Origin of the sequence: Methylobacterium sp. 88A (assembly GCF_000376345.1) — a bacterium.
GTDB lineage: Bacteria > Pseudomonadota > Alphaproteobacteria > Rhizobiales > Beijerinckiaceae > Methylobacterium > Methylobacterium bullatum.
In genome coordinates this window covers 2,768,604-2,789,110 of sequence record NZ_AQVT01000001.1, presented here as the reverse complement: position 1 = coordinate 2,789,110, position 20,507 = coordinate 2,768,604, and the positions used below count along the sequence as shown (strand labels likewise).

Here is a 20,507-nt window from a genome sequence, read left to right as displayed (position 1 = left end):
CTCGCAATCGACAAATTAGGCCGCGGCGAAGATGCGCTCGACGACCGCCCTAGGCAGTTGTTTTTGGTGAACGCGGAGCAGCCTGAGCGCGTGACTCGCCTGGGCGACGTCGAGGGAGGGCAGGGCGGCGAGGACGTGCCCATCGATTGTCGTCGATTTTGACCAGCCGATATTGTTTTGGACCATGGCCCGGTCTTGATCGTCCGCGGTGATCAGCCGGACTGCAGCCAGGGCCGCATTCCGAACCACGGGTAGGGCGGCCAGATTCTGTTCGGGTGGATGCAGCAGGGCAACCTTGTCCTCGGACCTCTGCACGTTTGCCGCAGCGCGCTTGACCATCGTCAGAAGCCGCTTCGCGTCCACGGCGTCGAAATCCGATTTGTCCAGGAGCCCCTGTGCTTCGTCGACGTCGACACGGCGGGCCCATGACCAGCGCCGCTTTTTCAGGGAATGCTCAGCCTCGGCCCGCGCATGGGCGATGAACGCGGCCTCCTTTTCCCTTAGCGCGGCCGCCTCCGCTTCTTCGCGAGCCCGTCGCTCCGCGGCCGCTGCCGCCCGCTCCGCCTCCCTGGCGGCGACCTGGGCGGGGATGCTGTCGATTGCTGCCTGAACGGCGGCCAGGTCGTGGTCGGGCGCCTGCCAAAAAAGGACTTCCCGGCCCTCTCGGGTGAGGCCTAGGTCCCAAAAGCAAATCACCTCTTGGTCAATAGCTTCATCGAACTCGGGCGTCCTCGGGGCGCGGCTCAGGTACCGCGGGCCGCGCCGCGTATGGAGCAGCTCGCCAGGCTGCCACTGCAGGCCGAGCCACGCGGGAGGGTGGACGTAGGGTGGCAACAGCGGCGTCGTGTGGGGCATTTTCGAATCCTCATATCGGCGGATCTGAGTAATTTAGCAATCGTATTACGGATCACAATAGAAACCCGACAGGCAATTTCGACAACGCAACACCGAAATTTCGACAACGATTTAAACAACACGGTGTTGTCGAAACTGTTGTTCAAATGGCATAAAGCATGAATCTATCGCAATGGTTGTATGAAACCAAAGGCATAATTTGGGATACTCTAGAAATTCTATTCCGGGTTGCGATATAATGTCCTCGGCAGATTCGCGGAGGGCTCAGATGGATGGTGGAATTGACGGAGAGGGACGTCCGGACGCTGCTCCGAGGGGCATGCCGCAAAGCCGGATCTCAGGACGCATGGGCGCGTCAGGCAGGCCTCTCGCCACAGCACGTTTCGGACGTCCTCTTGGGCAGGAGGGAGCCGGCCGGTCAGGTCCTGAGAGCGCTGGGGCTCTCGCGCAGGGTCCGGTACGTCGAGACGGCCGCCGGGGACCCAAGCGCTACTGCAGGATCCCCCGAGCCCGGTGCGAGGAGTACCTCAACGACGGTCTGACCTATCGCGAGATCGCCCGCGTCGAGGGGTGGGACGAGAAGACGATTGCGGTGCACTGCAGGGGGCTCGGGCTCACATCCCAGCCACGCCAGCCAGTTGTCACGCTCTTAGACGTCGAGAGCGCGCGTGAGGGACGGGAGACTGTCCGAGAAGTCGCGGACCGCCTGGGCGTCACGATCCAGGCCGTGCACATCTGCGCGTACCGGAACGGCACCAGGATCCCGCGGCGTCCCTCACGTCTCGACTACGAGACAATGAGAAGGGTAATCCTCGCGCACGCCCCGCTCTCGCAAGCCGCCCTGGAATTGGGCGTCACTCCCGAGACGCTCTACCGGCGCGCCGGCCAACTTGGTCTGCCCGGCGACCGCCGCGGCCGGACGCTGCTCCGCCGCCGGGAGGGGGGGGTCTGATGTGCGATCTCATCGAGAACCTGCAGAACCTCGGGATCGCCCAGGTCCGGGCCCGCCTGACCCAGGCACGGGCCGCCGCGCAGGCCCTGATCGACGACCCGGCGCTCCCGGAGATCCGGCGCGAGCATCTCGCGGTTGCGCTGGATGACGCAGATGCCCGCCTGCTCGACATGGCCCGCAACATCCTGTTCCACCTCGCCGGCGAGATCGAGGCCGCGGGCGAGCCCGTCGAGGAACGCGTTGACCTGGACGCAAACAGGTCACCCGAGGAGCGTGCGGTGGTCGTGGGGATCCTCGACGATCTCCTTGCCGAGGATGGCCCGTCCCCCGATCCGGTCGCGTCCGGGATGCCTCGGCCTCTGCCGCCGCCGCCGCTTCCGCCGGGAGCCCGGGGCGCACCCACCAGAATCTAGACGCCGCATTTCGAGGCCTGGGCGCCCGGCTAGGGGCGCATTTCCCGCAGCCCTTTCACCGACAGGACCACGCATCATGCGTATCAAGACCTTCGACCACCGGCCCGTGCAGGCCATCATTCGCGGCTCGCTCGACCGCTGCTTCGACAACCGCTCGAACGAGTACCGGGCCGCCGTCATCATGGAAGGCTTGTTTGAAGCCGGCTTCGAGATCGTCCCGAAAGCCAGGCCTGCGGCCGCTGCGTTCAATTCTCTTGGGGCGATGCCCGTGAAGGTGGTCGTATTCGAGGAGCCCGACGACGTTTCTGAGGCCCCAACCCTTGCCCCCAGGGATGTCCACACCCTGCCGGGCGGCCGCAAGGCCTCTGTCATGACGCTCAACGAGAAGCGCATCCTCCAGGCTATTGCCCAGGAGAGCTGGGCAAGGCTCTCGACCCGCGAGTTCGAGACGTACAAGCAGTGCCTCAGTGATTGGTCGGAGGGCGAAGCATCGGGTCCCCGCAGCGGCTACCACGAGGCGCTCGCTCTCATCCGTGCCGGTGAGACGTCCGCGGTCGCCATCGCTGCGGCCCTGGGGGGTGACGGGCGGACGGGTGAGGAGGGGGACGTTTGGGCACTCTACGATGCCCGTCACCGCACCCGGGCACGCTACGATTACAAGGCCGACCCCGACCTGCAGCGGCCCATCAACGCCGCCCAGGGTTAGTCATCTATGACCCTGGGCGCTCGCATTTGAGCGCCCAGGGAGCCGCCTTGGTTCAGAGCTTGATCGTAAAACTGGCATGCTCTGAAGCGGAACGCAAACGCACATGCCCAAGACTAATATGTATCCGTATGTTTACGACCCGAGTTACACAAAATACATTTCCAGATATTGGACGCCACCAAGGGTTCAGAAGAAAGCGGAGTGGCAAAACGCTTGCCGAAACGCGTTCTCGGGCCTCGATATCGCGGACCGCGAGTTCGTCCGTGCATCTGCTTTTATATTATCTGATAAAGACGATTCTTGGACCAAGGGTCGCCTGAGACATCGATTCAATCGTCTGCGAGTACGTATAACTACATTGAGAAGTGAATTTGTACGTTTGTATCCTATGACATTCTACCATGGTATACAGAACTGTCCATGGCGGGAGCGGCATTCACTGACACGCCCGCTGGAAGGGCCGGAGCGGCGCCTGAATTTAATTTGCAGGCTCGCACTCCCCGGTTTGTCGAGATGGCTCGGCCGGCCTCTGCGGTACGTCATTGAAAGCGGCAGGCATCACATGCCCGGCGACGCGTGTGTGTGGCCCGACATCATTTGCATCGTCCCCGGCCCGGGGTTCCTTACCGTCATTGTCCGCCGGGGCCTGCATCACCCCCCGCCGTCGAGCACGATCTATCCGATGTCGGCCGTCGGTCCCCAGGAGGGCAGTGACGGCGTATGGCTCGCAAGGGGTTCCTGGATCTCGAAACGACATCGCGACCGGCCGCCGACGGAGGGCTGGTTTGCCTGGTCATACGTGCCCGGTCCGAGCGGTGAAATCGAATTTCTCGTGCAGGGCGGCAGTGCGAAAGTGGCGCTCCGTCGATTTTGGGCGATCTACGATGCGACTGTGGTCGTGCCCACCTGGCATGGCAAGACGCCAGCGGACAGGCACCTGGCCTGGCTCCCTCCCGAGCCAGCCCCCCTCGACCTGACCGCCGAGGACGAGGAGGCCCTGGAGGGGCTAGAGGGCATCTGTGTGTAGCTGTCACCGTGTGAGGACGCGTTCCTCCGGCTGCGTGTCACTCGCGGCCATGCGTTCGAGGATCTGGCTGAGGGTCACCGGGCGGTACGACCACACGTCGACCCCGACATCCTGTGACTGGGTCGTGCCGGGCAAGAGCCCATGCGTGTGCCCGAAGAGGTGGAGCGACCCCCGATAGGCACGCGGCCACGAACGCATGGGGTAGTGGCAGAGCACGACGTGGCGGTCCTCGACGGAGATCTCCCTGATCCCGTCGTGCTGCTCCGCCCAACCGAGCTTGCGATTCTTGCGGTCATGATTCCCGGCGATGAGGATCTTGCGGCCGTTCAATCTCCGGAAAATCTTGCCGGCATACTCGGGCGTCGAGAGCGCGAAATCGCCGAGATGGTAGACCGTGTCCCCGGGCTGGACGGTCGAGTTCCAGGCCTCGATGAGCATCGCATCGTGCTCCTCTATACTGGCGAACCCAGGGCGCAGACCATGAAGAATTGAGGCATGCCCGAAATGGGTGTCCGCAGTGATGAAGTTGGCCATGACGGCCTCCATAAAATGGAGGCCGGCGCGCGCGCTCAGGTCCTCCTCAGGTGACGGGAAGGGGAGCGAATGCCCGGGTTTTTCGCGACATGGGGGAGGCCTCGGGGGCGGGGTGAATCTGGACGATCGCAGCTCGCCGAGAGGTGGGCAAGCGCGACGTTTGCGCAGGGTAAAGAAATCCCTGGCCTCAATTTGGGATCGACTCCCGGCCTCGTTTGTTCTTCATTCGTTCTCATGAGCGAATCGATGGAGACAGTCGTGGACGAGATGGAACGCGCCTATCTGGATGCCTGCGACGGTGACGCGCGGGATGCCCTGCGCCGGGCCCTGGGCGATGCCCTCCAGGAGCTCGCGGCCGTGGACCGACAGGTCAGCCGGGGTTTCGTGCGGGCGGGCAAGCCAGCGGATCTCGCCCGCAAGCTGGGACCTGAACGACGCGCCCGGCAGGGTCAGGGGGCGGTTGGCTGAGCCCTCCCGGGGCCTCGCTTCGTGCGTTCCCTCGTGACCGGTGCCGGCAGCGCGGCCAGCGCGGCCCGCTCGTTCTCGTAGGCCTCCAGCACCGCATCGACCCACAGGGCCATGCCCTCCGACTTGAGGGGTATCCGTTGGCTCCGGTCGTAGTGAAGGCGCGTGACGGCGGAGCGGCGGTCGCGCTCGTCCTCGGTCACTCCGGCCTCGTGGTCCAGGATCGCGGACGCGGCCCCGCCCAGGCGATGGTCCGAGAGGAACGTCGTGATCGCCCGGCGGACGTCATGCAGCGTCCAAGGCCGGATGCCGTGGATCCCGAAATAATCGACCAGCGGCCGCGCGGTGACCGTCGACCCCGTCACCTTCTTCCCCCGCAGCCGGTAGAGGAGCGCGTTCAGGGCACCCTGGCCGACATGGCCGTCCCCCCGGATCGACGGGAAAAGCCAGCGATTCGTCTCACGGTCGGGATCCTCGGCAAGCACCCGGTCGATCACGTACCAGGCGCCCGGGGGGAGGGGGAGCACAAACGGGCGATCTTCCTTCATGACCCCGGCGCTCCATGTCACGGCGCGCCAACCCGGTCCCGGCACGCCGGCGTCCTCGGGGATGGGGGCAACGTCCAACCGTGCGGTCTCCGCGACGGCGCCCGTGCGCTGGCCCGTGAGGACAGTGAACCACAGCATCGCTAGAGTGCCCGGCGCGGTCGCGTGTTCCGTCTGACCGAGTGTCCGGTATCTCTCCGCGACGGCCAGGGTCCGGGCGAGCTCGTCGATCTCGGGCGCGTGCCTGCGCTTGCTCGGCTTGTATCGGATCGTCCACTGGTCTCGCCAGAGCGGCCACTTCTCAGTCGCCTTCGCCATGCCGGACACGCCGCTATGGTTCGACCAGGCCCAGTCGAGCATCTCCCGTCCCTGGCGTACGGCCCGGGCGGCCGCGCTGCGCGAGTTCGCGGCGATGATCTCGTTCCGGATACCCTGCAGGTCGGTGGCCGTGACCTCACGGACGGGGCGGCGGGCGATCCGGTCGAATGCCTTGTGGCGCAGGTACGAAGCGTATGCGGGGAAGTACCCAGGGTCGAGGTCCGGCCGCTTCTCCTCAAGGAACAGATCGACGAGGTCCCGCCATTCCCACGGGCCGTGCCGCCGCCGGTCCTCGTCGCTCTGCCGTTCTACCTCCACCGGCCAAGCCGCGTCCGCCGAGGTCTCGTGGTCGCCGCCGGTCGTGACCATGGCATGCGCGTAGACGGCGACGTCCTGCCGGGGGTCCCGCCCATCCTTCACGTCCAGCCGGGCCCGGGCGGCCGCCTCACGCGCCGCGGCGACCGAGACGGAAGCCATGTCCCCGAGGCGGAGGGTCGACATGCGGAGCTTGAGGATCCAGTTGCCGGCCGCCGGCGTCACGCGGAGCACGAGCCCCGGGAAGGCGTCGTCGCAGAAGTCGATCCCGCGGCCGGGGACGGTCCCGCTATCGATCATCCGGCGCGCCTTCTTCAGGTGCTCCGCCGTCAGCCGCGCCCGCTCCCGTGCGTATGTCCCCCGCGATGCCGCCATGTCCGTCTCCGTGGATACCGCATGGATACCGCACGTCCGAAACGCGGCCGCAAGAGTCCCCGGGAACGGTCCACCGGGAAAAGCCATGCAGGATTAACGGTTTGCGCGGGAAGCGCCGGGGAGGTGGCGAGGCGGAAAGCCCGGGGGATCGTCCTTCCAAGCTGAATACCCGGGTTCGATTCCCGGTACCCGCTCCATTCTCCTACCTCAAAAATTTGCAGCAGATCGAACGGGATAGGCTCCTTTAGGAGGTCTCCTCGGCGTTTGATCCAAGCGATGGATACCACCCGAATGGGCTGATTGGCGGCCCCCAGGGACGGTTACGGACAGGCCGACATCATCCTCGAAGGTCCGGCTGGGGCTCGCGGGCATCATGGCATCCACGACGAGGTGCCCGGCCCTGAGGGCCCCCCGGTCCCATCCTGGCTGTCGAGCGCCAGGCGGGCGTGGAGATGCGGACAGGTCCGAGAACGGAATCGTCGAGGCGCATGAATTCCGGCTCTCCCGCTCCGGCAGAGTGGGGAGGAGCGAACCTACCGACCGGCGCATGCCCTGGCCCATTTGGCCGCTACGGAGCGCCCAGCAACGGCAGCCACAGCGCCAAGGCCGAAAGCGTCACCAGAAGCACGGGTGGGGTGATGATCAGCCCGACCTTCATGTACTGCGCCCACGTGATGTGCTGCCCCCGGCCGGCGAGCACGTGGAGCCAAAGCAAGGTCGCGAGGCTGCCGATCGGTGTAAACTTCGGACCGAGGTCGCACCCGATGACGTTGGCGTAGATCATCGACTGGCGCATCAGGGGCGACAGGTCGGGGGTCTGCTGGATCGAAAGCGCTCCCACCAGCACGCCCGGCATGTTGTTCATGACGGAAGACAGGATGGCGGCGGCGAAGCCCGTCCCGATGGTGGCGACGACCGCTCCCTGGCCCGAGAGCCAGACCAACCCCTGCGCCAGGTAGTCCGTCAGGCCGGCGTTCTTCAGGCCGTAGACGACGAGGTACATGCCGAGGCTGAACAGCACGATCTGCCACGGTGCCCCCGCGAGGATCTTGCGGATGGGGATCACGCGGCTTCGGCTGGCGAGAGCCAGAAGGATCAGGGCGCCGGCACAGGTGACCACCGATACCGGTATGCCGAAGGGCGCGGAGACGAAGTAGGCGGCGAGAAGGAGGGTGAGCAGCGGGAAGGCCGCCTTGAACACCGAGGGATCGCGGATGGCACTCTGAGGCGGCTCCAACTGGCCCACCGGATAGGTCGCCGGCAGGTCGCGGCGGTAGAACATCCACAGGACCAGCAGGGTCGCGGCGAGCGAGACGAGGTTCACCGGTACCATCACGGCGGCGTAGCGGCTGAAGGTGATGTCGAAGAAGTTCGCCGAGACGATGTTGACGAGGTTCGAGATCACCAGCGGCAGGCTGGTGCTGTCGGCCACGAACCCGCAGGCCACGATGAAGGCGAGGGCCGCCACCGGCTCGAAGTCGAGCCGCAGCAGGATGGCGAGCACGATGGGGGTGAGGAGAAGCGCAGCCCCGTCGTTGGCGAACACCGCCGCGATGGCCGACCCGAGAAGGATGACCAGGGGAAACAGGCGTCGGCCACGACCGCCACCCCACCGGGCGATGTGTAGGGCGGCCCAATGGAAGAACCCGGCCTCGTCGAGGAGAAGCGATATGATGATGAGCGCCACGAACGTGAAGGTGGCGTCCCAGACGATATGCCAGACCACGGGGATGTCGCCCGGATGGATGACCCCGCTGGCGAGGGCCACGGCGGCCCCCGTGAGGGCGCTCCATCCGATCCCGAGGCCCCTGGGTTGCCAGATGACGAAGACGAGGGTGACCACGAAAATGGCGAGCGCGAGCATCGGCAGCGTTTCTTATTCTCGATGAAGCGGGAGGCGGGTCAGGCGCTGGCGACGCGGCGCCCGTGCTCGTGCTCGTCGACGACGCGCTCGCCGTCTTCCTTCACGAACTCGCCCTGCTGGACCGGCAACAGGTCGAGTACCGCCTCGGAGGGGCGGCACAGGGCGACGCCCTTCGGGCTCACCACCAAAGGGCGATTGAGCAGGATCGGGTGCGCCTCGATGGCATCCAGAAGCTGGTCGTCCGTGAGGGCCGGGTCGGCGAGGCCGAGTTCCACGAAAGGTGTCCCCTTCTCACGCAGGAAGTCCCGGATCGTGGCGCCGGCCCGCTCGGCAAGCTGACGCACCAAGGTGCGGCTAGGCGGCGTTTTCAGGTACTCGACCACGTGTGGCTCGATGCCGGCGTTGCGAATGAGCGCCAGGGTGTTGCGGGACGTTCCGCAATCCGGGTTGTGGTAGATCACGACGTCCATCGAGCGGTCTCCTTGCAGCAGGCGGAGAGGGCTGCGACGGCCGGGGCGCAGACCTCGGGGCGCCCCTGGCAGCAATCGCGCATCAGGAACTGGATCAGTTCCGACAGGTCCGGGTAGGCGGCGCTGTAGATGATCGAGCGTCCCTCGCGGCGGGAGGTGACGAGCCCGGCATGGGTGAGCTCCTTCAAGTGGAAGGACAGGTTGGTGCCTGACACGCCGACCGCCTCGGCCAGCATGCCGGCTGCCATCCCGTCCGGCCCGGCGGTGACGAGCCGGCGCACGATGCGCAGGCGATGCTCCTGGCCGAGGGCCGCAAAGGCGGCGACGGCTTGCCGTTCGCCCATCATGATGTCAATATCTCAATCATCATTGAAATGTAGAGGATACTAACGTCGTGGACAAGCCTCAACACCCCTTCGCCGATGGCATGCCGAACCTGAGCGAGGGGCACTTCGAGGTTCCGACGCGCACCGGCCTCCAGGTGACGACGCCGTTCACCCACGCTCCGCGGTTCCTGATCCTGTACGGATCGCTCCGGGAGCGTTCGTTCAGCCGCTTCCTCGCCTACGAGGCCGCGCGCCTGCTTCAGGCAATGGGCGGCGAGGTGCGGATCTACGATGCGCGCGGCCTGCCGTTGCCCGACGACGCCTCCCCTGACCACCCCAAGGTCCGTGAACTGCGCGCCCTCTCGATCTGGTCGGAGGGACACGTCTGGGTCAGCCCCGAACGACACGGCAACATGACCGGCGTCATCAAGAGCCAGATCGACTGGCTGCCCCTGTCGGAAGGGTCGGTGCGCCCGACGCAGGGCCGGACCCTGGCCGTGATGCAGGTCTCGGGCGGCTCGCAATCGTTCAACGCCGTCAACGCCCTGCGCATCCTCGGGCGCTGGATGCGGATGATCACCATCCCGAACCAGTCCTCGGTGCCCATGGCCTACAAGGAGTTCGATGAGGCCGGCCGGATGAAGCCCGGCCCCCTCTACGACCGGGTGGTCGACGTCTGCGAGGAACTGTTCAAGTTCACCCTCCTGACCCGTGAGCGGGCCGACTACCTCGTCGACAGGTATTCCGAGCGCAAAGAGCGCGCCCCCGAACGGCTCGAGGCGGTGGCGGCCGATATCGGGTTCGTAAGGCGATAGGCTGCTTGGAGCGCCTGCACGCCACGGGGGATCGGCTGGAACCGGGCTTGCCTGGATAGCGCGTCCGTCCCGGCTAAATCGGCACGAATGCCGGGCGCGGGGGAGCGTGCCGCGCATCGCGCGGAAGGGCATCGAGAGAAGCAACAAGCCCGGTCGGCATCGTTGGGTCATGGAGCGCACCCACGCCTGGCTCAACCGCTTCCGCCGCCTTCCCGTCCGCTATGAGCGACGCGGCGCCATCCACGAGGCCTTCACCAGCCTCATCACCCTCAACCAGATCAAACGGTTGTGTTGGACGCTCTAAATAAAGGCGATTCCGCCATACATGTAATTGATGGACAGTTGAGTCGTGATCCAGCTTTTTGCTGCGTCCAATGAAGGAAACATCAAGCCCTGCTGGTCACACGACCCGAACCCTTTATCGAGATACCACTGCGTCTGCTCGGCGTGATTTTCAAATTCGGACGAGCGCACCAGGATCGCGACGATCCGTCCGTCGGATATGCCGAGACATGCACTCTCCTCCGATTCCGAATCTCCAAGAAGAATGTGCTCGAAGTGCACGCAGGAAGACATGAAAATTAACCCGCGCCGATGAATGATTAAGTTTTCATGAATTGCCACGTGCCGGTTGCCTGACATCGATCCGAATCGTCTAGCATAGACCTTCGAATCGGCACCATCCCTCAAACGAGGGAGGTGCGAAAATCAAATAAACACCCCCGTCCTCACTCATATGAGGGATGTGCCACCGGATTCTTTGTTCTATCCAGCTGTCGCAATTCCCGCTCATGCGATGCGGATGAAGCCTTCGATTTGGTCTGATGGGGCATAAACCGCCTAAGGCTGGATGATACTTCATGGTGCCGCGTTTTTAGCTGGCTATGACCGAGCTCGATCGCTCGAAATCCGTCGTCGATTCAAATCTCTGGAGTGAAACGCCATGGCCATTTTAGGCCCCACCGTAGTGTCGATCACTGCAGCTGCCGATGTTCTCAACGGAACCGCCAACACCACGGAGGTGACCTTCACCTTCTCCGAGGCGGTGAACGGCTTCGACATGGACGACGTCGTCATCCCCGGCAATGCCGGTTATGTGAGCGACTTCGCCTCCGACGACGGTGTTGTCTGGACGGCCGTCTTCCATGCGGCTCCGGGTTTCGATGGTGCTGTCACGCTGTCCGTCACCGATGGTTACAAAAATTCCAACTTTGAGGATGGTCACGCTGGTGGCTCGCTCGATCTGACCATCGACCAGACGGCGCCGACGGTGATCGTCGAGCTCGACTCGTCGGCCTTCAGCAACAACAACCCGACCTCGCAGGTGACCGTCACCCTCAGCGAGGCCTCGCCCGACTTCGATGCGTCCTTCATCGTAGTCACCGGCGGTACCATCGACGGTCTGACCGCCAGCGACGACGGCCTGACCTATATCGGCACCGTCACGGCCAATGCGAACTCCACCACGCCGGTCTCGGTCTCCGTGGCCGCCGGACGCTTCACCGATGCGGCGGGCAACGCCAACGCCGCCACCATCAGCGCCAGCGACACCGCCACCGTCGACACCATCAACCCGACGGTGTCCTCCATCAGTGCAGAACTCTCCGACCTCAACGCGACCTTCAACACCACGGAGGTGACCTTCACCTTCTCCGAGGCGGTGACCGGCTTCACCGCCAGTGATGTCAGCATCCTCAACAATCGCGGCACGATGGGCGACGTAACGAGCAGCGACGGTGGCACGACCTGGAAGGGCACCTTCACGGCGAATGCGGGCGTCGTGGGCGGGGCCATGCTGTCCGTCACCGGCGCCTATACCGATAGCGCCCTCAACCCGGGCTCGGATGGCGCTATGCTAGGGTCTGGACTCAATCAGCACCAGAAGGCGATGACAGCGGCGAGTGCGACGGCAGAGGCATAGTTGCGGGCCAGCTTGTCGTATCGGGTGGCGATACGACGGAAGTCTTTGAGGCGGCAGAAGGTGGCCTCGACGCGCCAGCGCTCGCGATAGCGGCGCTTGTCGTGGCGGATCTTGCGTTTGCGGCTGCGTTTGCCTGGAATGACGGGGGTGATGCCCTTCTCCCGCAGATCGGCGCGCAGCCAGTCTGCGTCGTAGCCCTTGTCGGCGGTCAGGCGGCGGATACGGCCTGGGGCTTCGGCCAGCACGTCCGCGGCTGTACGGACGTCGCTGGCGTTGCCGGATGTCAGCAGGAGGACGCCGGGGCGTCCGAGGACATCGGTGAGGGCGTGGATCTTGGTTGTCCGGCCCCCACGCGACGGGCCGATGGCCTGCGCTTTGCCCCCCCTTTACCGCCGTGGGCGGAGCGATGCGCTTTGACGTAAGTGCTGTCGATGGCCGCCGCTTCGCCCGACCACCCGGCCTTGGCCAAGGCGGCCAGCATCGCCCGCCAGAACCCGCGCCGAGACCACCGGTTGAAGCGATTGTAGACCGTGGTGCGTGGACCGTACTCCGCCGGGCAATCCTGCCAGCGGCAGCCTGAGGTGAACACATGCAGCATGCCCGAGATGATCTTCCGGTCGTCCTTGCGCTCGGGGCCGGGTTGGTTGACCGGCATGAACGGCCCGATCACCGCCCACTGATCATCCGAGAGCCAGAACAGGTCCGCCATCATCGCCTCCATGCTGAAAACCGCGAATGTGAATCACAAAACTGCAGCTGCAGCAATATCTTGGTTCGGTTCAGACCCTAGCCCTGGCCATCGACACGATTGTGCCGACGGTGACCGTCGACATGGTCTCGAAGGTCTTCAGCAATACCCACCCGACCTCGGAGGTGACCTTCACCCTGAGCGAGCCCTCGCCAAACTTCGATAAGTCCGACGTCACGGTCACCGGCGGGAGCATCGGCAAGTTGACCGCCAGCGCCGACGGCCTGACCTATACCGGCACCGTCACGGCCGAGGAGAGCTTCACCGGGGAGCTCTCGGTCTCGGTGGCCGCCGGAACCTTCGTCGATTACTCTGGCAACGCCAATGCCGCCTCCACCCCCGACACGGCGACGGTCGACACGGTGGCGTCGACGGTGAGCGTCTTTATGCCGGCGTCCACGTTCAATATCATCAGCCCGACCTCTGAGGTGACCTTTACCCTGGGCGAGGCCTCGGACAACTTCGACAAGAGCGACGTCACGGTCACCGGCGGGAGCATCGGCGATCTGACCGCCAGCGACGACGGCCTGACCTATACCGGCACATTCACGGCCGAGGAGGACTCCACCACGCCGGTCTCGATCTCCGTGGGCGCCGGTGTCTTCACCGATGCGGCGGGCAACGGCAACATCGCCTCCAATACCGACGGCGCCACGGTCGACACGGTGGCGCCGTCGGTGGAAATCAATATCTTGGCGGCCACGCTCAACGTCAACGTTCCGGACGTGACGGTAACCTTCACCCTGAGTGAGGCCTCGACCAATTTCGATCGAACCGACGTCACGGTCACCGGCGGTAGCATCGGCGATCTGACCGCCAGCGCCGACGGCCTGACCTACACCGGCACCGTCACGGCCGATGAGGGCTTCACCGGGGAGCTCTCGGTCTCGGTGGCCGCCGACCGCTTCAACGACGCGGCGGCCAACGGCAACGCCGCCTCCCTCGTCGACACAGCGACGGTCGACATGGTGGCGCCGACGGTGACCGTCGCCCTGGCGGCGGATTCGTTCAACATCGCCAACCGGAGCTCTGAGGTGACCTTCACCCTGAGCGAGGCCTCGACCGACTTCCCTGGCTCCGACTTCGATGCCTCCGACGTCACGGTCGTCGGCGGTAGCATCGGCGAGCTGATCAACAACGGCGACGGGACCTATACCGGCACTGTCTCGGCCTACGAAGATTCCACCACGCAGCTCTCGATCTCCGTGGCCGCCGGAGCCTTCGGCGATACGGCGGGTAATTCCAACACCGTCTCCAACTCCGACACGGCCACGGTCGACACGGTGGCGCCGACGGTTGTCTCCATCGTGGCGGCCGACACCGAGCTCAACTCGGCCTCCAACTCCACGCTGGTGACCTTCACCTTCTCCGAGGCGGTGACCGGCTTCGCCAAGGACGATGTCCTCGTCACCGGTCCCGGATTGCTGGGCGACTTGGAGACCGCCAACGGTGGCCTCACCTGGACGGGCACCTTCACGGCGAGCGCGGGCCAGACCGGCTCGGCCACGCTGGCCGTCAGCGGTGCCTATCTCGACGCTGCCTCCAACCCGGGCGCGGCTGGCGGCTTGGAGACCCTGACCATCGACACGCAGGCGCCGATGGTGACCGTCAACCTGGCATCGACGGCCTTCAGCAACACCAACCCGACCTCGCAGGTCACCTTCACCCTGACAGAGGCGGCGACCGACTTCGATAAGTCCGATGTCACGATCACCGGCGGGAGCATCGGCGATCTGACCGCCAGCGACGGCGGCATGACCTATACCGGTACCGTCACGGCCAATCCGAACTCCACCACGCCGGTCTCGGTCTCCGTGGGCCTAGGACGCTTCACCGATGCGGCGGGCAACGCCAACCTCGGCTCCGTTCCCGATACCGCAACGGTCGACACCCAGGCACCGACGGTGACCTCCATCGTGGCGGTCGACGCCGATCTCAACCTGAACGACACGACCGAGGTCGTGACCTTCACCTTCTCCGAAGCGGTGACCGGCTTCACCGCGAGCGACGTCTTCATTCCCGAGGTCTCCGGACTTCCTGCCGGCACCTTGGGCACCTTGATTAGCAGCAACGGTGGCACGACCTGGACGGGAACCTTCACGGCGCAGGATGGCTTCGTCGGCTCGGCCAACCTGTCCGTCATCGGGGAGTATGCCGATCTTGCCTCCAACGTGGGCTCGACCGGCGGTTCGAAGACCCTGAACATCGACACGGTGGCACCGACGGTGACCGTCGACCTGGCCTCGACGGCCTTCAGCGCCACCAATCCGACCTCGGCCGTGACCATCACCCTGAGCGAGATCTCGGCCGGCTTCGACAAGACCGCGGTCACGGTCAACGGCGGTACTCTCAGTGATCTGACCGCCAGCCTCGACGGCCTGACCTATACCGGCTTCGTCACGGCCGATCAGAATTCCACCGAGCCGGTCTCGATCTACGTGTCCGCCGGAGCCTTCACCGATGTCGCGGGCAACGCCAACGCCCCCTCCATGTCAGACAACGCAACGGTCGACACCGTCAACCCGACGGTCGCGCTGCTGACGATCTCGCAGGATACCGGCGCGAGCGATTCGGACCACATCACCCGTGATCGAACCCTGTCGGTCAGCGGCACGGTCGAGGCAGGCTCCACCGTGACCGTCGCCGTGCTCGATCTGGCCGGCAACCCCGTGCTCGTCAACGGGACCGCCGTGACGCTGGTCGCCACAGTCACCGGCGGCATATTCACGACCGCGCCCACCGCCTCATTGCCGGACGGCAGCTACATCTTCCGCGCCACCGCGACGGACAGTGCCGGCAACACCACCATCAGCGATCTCAAGCCGGTACGGGTGGACAACAGCACGGCCCTTCCGACCTTTGGCCTCGCGGCGGCCTCCGATACCGGAGCCAGCGCCACCGATCGGCTCACCAACGACACCACCCCCGACTTCACCGGAACGGCCGAGGCCGGCGCCACGGTCCAGATCTTCCTGGACGGATCCGAGATCGGCACCGCCGTCGCCGACCAGAACGGTGCCTACACCCTGGCCTTCGCGGACTCGGACCTGAACGGCACCCCCCTGACGAACGGCAGCTACACCCTCTCGGCGATCGCCACCGACCTCGCCGGCAACACGAAGCTGAACACGACGGTCAAGACGTTCACGGTCGATACGACCTCGCCGACGGCGACGGTCGTGATCGCGGATGACAGCTTCAGCGACGGCAACCTGACCTCGACGGTGACCTTCACCTTCTCGGAAGCCGTCGATCCCAACTATCTCTTCCCGAGCGCCTCCGGCGGCGGCATCGTGCCGGGCTCGCTCGTCGTCGCCGAAGACGGGCTCTCCGCCACCGCCACGTTCGCCGCCAACGATGACAGCACGATCGACGCCGCGGTCACCGTCGCGGCGTTCAAGGACCTCGCAGGCAATTCCGGTACCTCCACCCCGTCCGCTCCGGTCACGGTCGACACCCGCAACCCGACGGCGATGGTCGTGATCGGTGATGCCAGCTTCAGCGACGGCAACCTCACTTCGACGGTGACCCTCACCTTCTCGGAAGCCTTCGATCCTGCCTCCCTCAAAATGAGCGCCACCGGCGGCAGCATCGAGCCGGGCTCGCTCTTCGTCGCTGACGACGGGCGCTCCGCCACGGTCACCTTCACCGCCGACGATGACAGCACGACCGCCGCCACGGTCACCCTCACGGCGTTCAAGGACCTCGTCGGCAATGCCGGTACGTCCACGGCGTCCGCTCCGGTCACGGTCGATACCGTCAACCCGACGGCAACGGTCGTGATCGAGGATGCCAGCTTCAGCGACGGCAACCCAACCTCGACGGTCACCTTCACCTTCACGGAAGCCGTCGATCCCGCCTCTCTCGAACTGAGCGCCACCGGCGGCACCGTCGATCCAGACTCGATCGTCATTGCCGTCGACGGGCTCTCCGCAACCGCCACGTTCATCGCCAGCAACAGCAGCACGACCGACGCCACGGTCACCCTCACGGCGTTCAAGGACCTCGCCGGCAATGCCGGCACCCCCGCCGCGTCCGATCCGGTCCCGGTCGATACCGTCAAGCCGACGGTTCAGATCGCGTTCTCCGAGACCAGCCTCAGCGACGGTATCCCGACTTCGACGGTGACCTTCACTTTCTCGGAGGCCGTCGATCCTGACTCCCTCGACGTGAGAGCCAGCGGCGGCATCATCGAACCGGGCTCGCTGGTTCTCGCCGAGGACGGGCTCTCCGCCACGGCCACATTCACCGCCACCGACAACAGCGCGGCCGACGCTTCGGTCACTCTCCTGGCGTTCACGGATCTCGCAGGCAATTCCGGTACCTCCACCCCGTCCGCTCCGGTCACGGTCGATACCGCCAACCCGACGGCGACGGTCGTGATCGCGGATGACAGCTTCAGCAACGGCAACCTGACCTCGACGGTGACCTTCAGCTTCTCGGAAGCCGTCGATCAGGACTCTCTCGTCGTGGCCACCACCGGCGGCACCATCGATCCGACCTCGATCGTTTTCGCCGATGATGGGCTCTCCGCCACCGCCATCTTCACCGCCACCGACGACAGCACAGCCAACGCCACGGTCACCCTCACGGCGTTCAAGGACCTCGCCGGCAATGCCGGCATCTCCCCCGCGCCCGATTCGGTCCCGGTCGACACCCGCACCCCGACAGCGACGGTCGTGATCGCGGATGACAGCTTCAGCGATGGCAACCCAACCTCGACGGTCACCTTCACCTTCACGGAAGCCGTCGATCCCACCTCTCTCGAACTGAGCGCCACCGGCGGCACCGTCGATCCAGACTCGATCGTCATTGCCGTCGACGGGCTCTCCGCCACCGCCACGTTCACCGCCAGCAACAGCAGCACGACCGACGCCACGGTCACCCTCACGGCGTTCAAGGATCTGGCCGGCAATGCCGGCACCTCCACCCCGTCCGCTCCGGTCACGGTCGATACCGTCAACCCGACGATGGTCTCGATCACCGCGGCTGACCAAAGCCTCAACGTCGCCGGCAATACCTCGACGGTGACCTTCACCTTCTCGGAAGCCGTCGAAGGCTTCAGTGCCAGCGATGTCGCCTACGACACCTCCACCGGAACGCTGGGAGTCCTGACGAGCGACGACAACATCACCTGGACGGGTGAGTTCACGGCGAAACCGGGCATCACCGGCACGGCGGTTCTGTCGATCGGTGGAAACGGGGCCGCCTATACCGATCTGGCCGGCAATGCGGGGGTGCAAGGCGGTGAGCTGAGCCTGACCATCGATACGGTGGCACCCACCATCAGCGGTCTCACGATCTCGACGGACAATGGACAAAGCGCCACCGACAAGATCACGCGCGACAATACCCTCACGGTCAGCGGATCGGTGACCGGTGTTGCCGAGAATGCGACCGTAGAGGTCGCCGTGATCTACGATGGCGAAACCGTCACCACCCTGACCGGTACGGTCATCGACGGCACCTTCACCACGAACGTCAGCCCCATCCTTGCTTCGCCCGGTGCTACGGGACGGGAATATACGTTCTCGGCTTCGGTGAAGGATGCGAGCGGCAACGTCACCACCGAGAGCTTCAACGTCACGATCGATCGCGCGACGACGGTGGCTACCATCGGGCTGGCGTCGGGCTCGGATCTGGGCGTGCCTGGCGACGGGATCACCAGCACCGCGACGCCGGACTTCTTCGGTATCGCCGAGGCCGGTGCGACGGTCGACGTGTTCCTGAATGACGAACTCATCGGCACGACGCTCGCAAATGAGAGCGGCCAATTCACCATGTCCTTCCTGGAAACGGGTCTCCAACCGCTCACCAACGGGACCTACACGCTGACCACCAGCAGCACCGGTATCGCAGGAAACACCAAGCAGAGCACACTGGGGACATCCTTCACCGTCGATCGGACGGCTCCGACCGCCACGATCACACTGAGCGATACGTCCCTGGTGGCCGGCGAGACCGCGACCGTGACGATCACCTTCTCGGAGGCCGTCACGGGCTTAGGTCGCGGAGACTTTGTCGTCGGCAATGGCGAGCTGAGCGAACTGAGCGGCCCCACCGCCGGCCCGAACGGGTCGGTCGTCTACACCGCGACGCTGACCCCGGCCGCCAACTCCGAGGACAGCACCAACGTCATCACCCTCTCCACCACGTACACGGACGTGGCCGGCAACACCGGAACCACGGCCAGCACAGGCAACTACGCCGTCGACACCCGGGCACCGACGGTGCTCAGCGTGGCGGCCTCCGGTCCCGGCATTACGGATGGTTCGGGAACGCTGGTCACGGGTCAGACCGTGTCCTTCACCTTCACCATGTCCGAAGCCATGGCCATCGCGAATGGCGGCGCGCTGGCGATCACCCTGAGCAATGGCGCGACCGCACTCTACAACCCGGAGGAATCGACCTCGACGAAACTCGTCTTCGACTACACGGTGCTGGTCGACCAGATTGCCAGCGACCTCGCAATCACGGGCGTGTCCTTGAATGGAGCCTCCATCGCCGACCTGAGTAGGAACCCCTTCGACGCCAGCCAGTTGACGGTCGATCCTGCCGGGACACTGAAAATCGATGGTTACACCGGCACGGATGGCAGTGAGACGTTCCGCGGCACCACCGGAGCCGAAACCTTCACCGGATTGGGCGGTGCCGACACCTACATCGTCGACAATATCGGTGACCGGGTCATCGAGGCACCGGGCGGTGACCTCGATACGGTGCGGACCAGTGTGAACTTTACCCTCGGGGACGGCCAGGGCATCGAGGTGCTCCGCGGTTCCGGAACCGTCGGTCTCATCCTGAACGGGAACGAGTTCGACAACAGGATCGTCGGAACGTCCGGTGACGACATCATCGATGGCAACGCCGGCGTGGATGCGATGTTCGGAAACCTCGGCGACGACATCTACTATGTCGACAATGCCGGCGATCTGGTGACCGAGGGGGCTTCAGCCGGTAACGATACGGTCCGTGCGTCCGTCAGCTACACGCTGAAAGCAGGCCAGGAAATCGAGACGCTCGAAGGCCTGGGGTCGACGGGCCTGACGCTGACCGGGAACAACTTCGCCAACACGATCGTCGGAACCGCGGGCAACGACATCCTCGACGGCAAGACAGGAGCGGACACGCTGTCCGGTGGCGCCGGCAACGATACCTACTACGTCGACAACGTGAACGATCGTGTGATCGAGACGACCGGTACCGACACGGTCTACGCCAGCGTCAGTTACGCGCTGGAGTCGGGCGTCTCGATCGAGGCTCTCCGTGCTTTCGGTTCCAAGGCTCTGACGCTCACGGGCAACGAGTTTGCCAATACGATCGTGGGTGGAGCAGGCAAGGACGTGATCGTCGGTGGACTGGGTCAGGACACCCTGACGGGGGGAGCAGGAAACGATACGTTCGTCTTCAAGACGGTGAGCGATAGCGGCAACGGTGCCGCGAACCGCGATGTGATCCTCGACTTCAAGGTGGGTGCCGATCACATCGATCTGTCCGGCATTCAAGCCGTGAGTGGAGCTCCGACCGACCAGTCGTTCTCCTTCATCGAGGGGGCGTTCACCAAGCACAAGGGAGAGCTCCACGCCGTCGTCTCCGGGGTCTCGACGATCATCGAGGGTGACGTCGATGGAAACGGCAAGGCGGATTTCCAGCTCGTCCTGAGAGGCACGATCGAAGCCCTGCATGCGACCGACTTCGTGCTCTGAGCGGGTTTCGCGTCCTGAAACCTGCGTGACGTCAAAGTCCTGAGCGAGGTGAAGCGATGGCTTGCCGCCGCGACCCTGCTCAGGATTCGAGGCCGAGTGTCAGTTCAATGCGAGCCCCGTGCGCCAATGATCCGGCGCGCGGGGCTTTCTTG

At 64.9% G+C, this 20,507-nt stretch carries 17 protein-coding genes; 9 read left to right on the top strand and 8 right to left on the bottom strand.

The genetic code is table 11. The features are described from left to right. Positions 1-15 precede the first annotated feature (15 nt). Positions 16-855 (bottom strand): hypothetical protein, encoded by an 840-nt coding sequence (locus tag A3OM_RS0113385; RefSeq protein ID WP_018042963.1) that lies wholly within the window; start codon positions 853-855, stop codon positions 16-18. 796 nt (positions 856-1,651) lie between these two features. Here A3OM_RS0113385 and A3OM_RS26135 point away from each other — a divergent pair. The 4 genes from A3OM_RS26135 (at position 1,652) to A3OM_RS0113365 (ending at position 3,953) form a co-directional block, all read left to right on the top strand. Continuing rightward, positions 1,652-1,807, top strand: a complete 156-nt coding sequence (locus A3OM_RS26135; protein WP_192216327.1) for a hypothetical protein — start codon at positions 1,652-1,654, stop codon at positions 1,805-1,807. Then, a complete protein-coding gene (locus A3OM_RS0113375; RefSeq protein ID WP_018044274.1) occupies positions 1,807-2,220 on the top strand; it encodes a hypothetical protein in 414 nt (137 codons plus the stop codon). The genes A3OM_RS26135 and A3OM_RS0113375 overlap by 1 nt, the downstream gene beginning before the upstream one ends. Before the next feature lie 76 nt (positions 2,221-2,296). Beyond that, positions 2,297-2,926, top strand: coding sequence for a hypothetical protein (locus tag A3OM_RS0113370; RefSeq protein ID WP_018044273.1), 630 nt, complete (start codon positions 2,297-2,299; stop codon positions 2,924-2,926). Positions 2,927-3,488: 562 nt separating this feature from the next. After that, a complete protein-coding gene (locus tag A3OM_RS0113365) occupies positions 3,489-3,953 on the top strand; it encodes a hypothetical protein (RefSeq protein WP_018044272.1) in 465 nt (154 codons plus the stop codon). A 3-nt stretch (positions 3,954-3,956) separates the two neighbouring features. On the opposite strand, the gene A3OM_RS0113360 is transcribed toward A3OM_RS0113365, so the two are convergent. Continuing rightward, on the bottom strand, positions 3,957-4,499 hold the full coding sequence (locus A3OM_RS0113360; protein ID WP_018044271.1) for a metallophosphoesterase family protein: 543 nt from the start codon (positions 4,497-4,499) through the stop codon (positions 3,957-3,959). Positions 4,500-4,733: 234 nt separating this feature from the next. On the opposite strand from A3OM_RS0113360, the gene A3OM_RS0113355 reads away from it, so the two are divergent. Further along, the gene (locus A3OM_RS0113355) at positions 4,734-4,955 is read left to right on the top strand and encodes a hypothetical protein (protein ID WP_238206022.1); all 222 of its coding nucleotides are present in this window, start codon (positions 4,734-4,736) and stop codon (positions 4,953-4,955) included. On the opposite strand, the gene A3OM_RS0113350 is transcribed toward A3OM_RS0113355, so the two are convergent. From A3OM_RS0113350 to A3OM_RS0113335, 4 genes are all read right to left on the bottom strand, one after another. After that, entirely contained in the window at positions 4,937-6,505 is a 1,569-nt protein-coding gene (locus A3OM_RS0113350; RefSeq protein ID WP_018044269.1) for an integrase arm-type DNA-binding domain-containing protein, read from the bottom strand. The two genes, A3OM_RS0113355 and A3OM_RS0113350, sit on opposite strands and share 19 nt — an antisense overlap. A 568-nt stretch (positions 6,506-7,073) precedes the next feature. Next, on the bottom strand, positions 7,074-8,369 hold the full coding sequence (locus A3OM_RS0113345) for an arsenic transporter (protein ID WP_018044268.1): 1,296 nt from the start codon (positions 8,367-8,369) through the stop codon (positions 7,074-7,076). A 38-nt stretch (positions 8,370-8,407) separates the two neighbouring features. Further along, a complete protein-coding gene (arsC, locus tag A3OM_RS0113340) occupies positions 8,408-8,839 on the bottom strand; it encodes an arsenate reductase (glutaredoxin) (RefSeq protein WP_018044267.1) in 432 nt (143 codons plus the stop codon). Continuing rightward, on the bottom strand, positions 8,827-9,186 hold the full coding sequence (locus tag A3OM_RS0113335) for a metalloregulator ArsR/SmtB family transcription factor (RefSeq protein WP_018044266.1): 360 nt from the start codon (positions 9,184-9,186) through the stop codon (positions 8,827-8,829). Before A3OM_RS0113335 ends, arsC begins: the two co-directional genes overlap by 13 nt. Before the next feature lie 47 nt (positions 9,187-9,233). On the opposite strand from A3OM_RS0113335, the gene arsH reads away from it, so the two are divergent. Then, positions 9,234-9,980, top strand: coding sequence for an arsenical resistance protein ArsH (gene arsH / locus A3OM_RS0113330; protein WP_018044265.1), 747 nt, complete (start codon positions 9,234-9,236; stop codon positions 9,978-9,980). A 55-nt stretch (positions 9,981-10,035) separates the two neighbouring features. Further along, positions 10,036-10,284, top strand: coding sequence for a transposase (locus tag A3OM_RS23990; RefSeq protein ID WP_348625459.1), 249 nt, complete (start codon positions 10,036-10,038; stop codon positions 10,282-10,284). On the opposite strand, the gene A3OM_RS0113320 is transcribed toward A3OM_RS23990, so the two are convergent. After that, positions 10,281-10,622 carry a hypothetical protein gene (locus A3OM_RS0113320; RefSeq protein ID WP_147832069.1) on the bottom strand — a complete coding sequence of 114 codons (342 nt, stop codon included), beginning with the start codon at positions 10,620-10,622 and terminating at the stop codon, positions 10,281-10,283. The two genes, A3OM_RS23990 and A3OM_RS0113320, sit on opposite strands and share 4 nt — an antisense overlap. A 301-nt stretch (positions 10,623-10,923) precedes the next feature. Here A3OM_RS0113320 and A3OM_RS23985 point away from each other — a divergent pair, with 301 nt between their 5' ends. Then, positions 10,924-11,901: an Ig-like domain-containing protein gene (locus tag A3OM_RS23985; RefSeq protein ID WP_157196487.1), complete on the top strand. Its 978-nt coding sequence runs from the start codon at positions 10,924-10,926 to the stop codon at positions 11,899-11,901. On the opposite strand, the gene A3OM_RS25280 is transcribed toward A3OM_RS23985, so the two are convergent. Next, a protein-coding gene (locus tag A3OM_RS25280) for an IS5 family transposase (RefSeq protein ID WP_085984269.1) occupies positions 11,853-12,610 on the bottom strand; the annotation gives its coding sequence in 2 pieces (ribosomal slippage) (positions 11,853-12,274 and positions 12,274-12,610; 759 coding nt in all). The genes A3OM_RS23985 and A3OM_RS25280 overlap by 49 nt on opposite strands. A gap of 101 nt (positions 12,611-12,711) precedes the next feature. On the opposite strand from A3OM_RS25280, the gene A3OM_RS0113300 reads away from it, so the two are divergent. Next, positions 12,712-20,355, top strand: a complete 7,644-nt coding sequence (locus A3OM_RS0113300; protein ID WP_018044259.1) for an Ig-like domain-containing protein — start codon at positions 12,712-12,714, stop codon at positions 20,353-20,355. Positions 20,356-20,507: the final 152 nt, after the last annotated feature.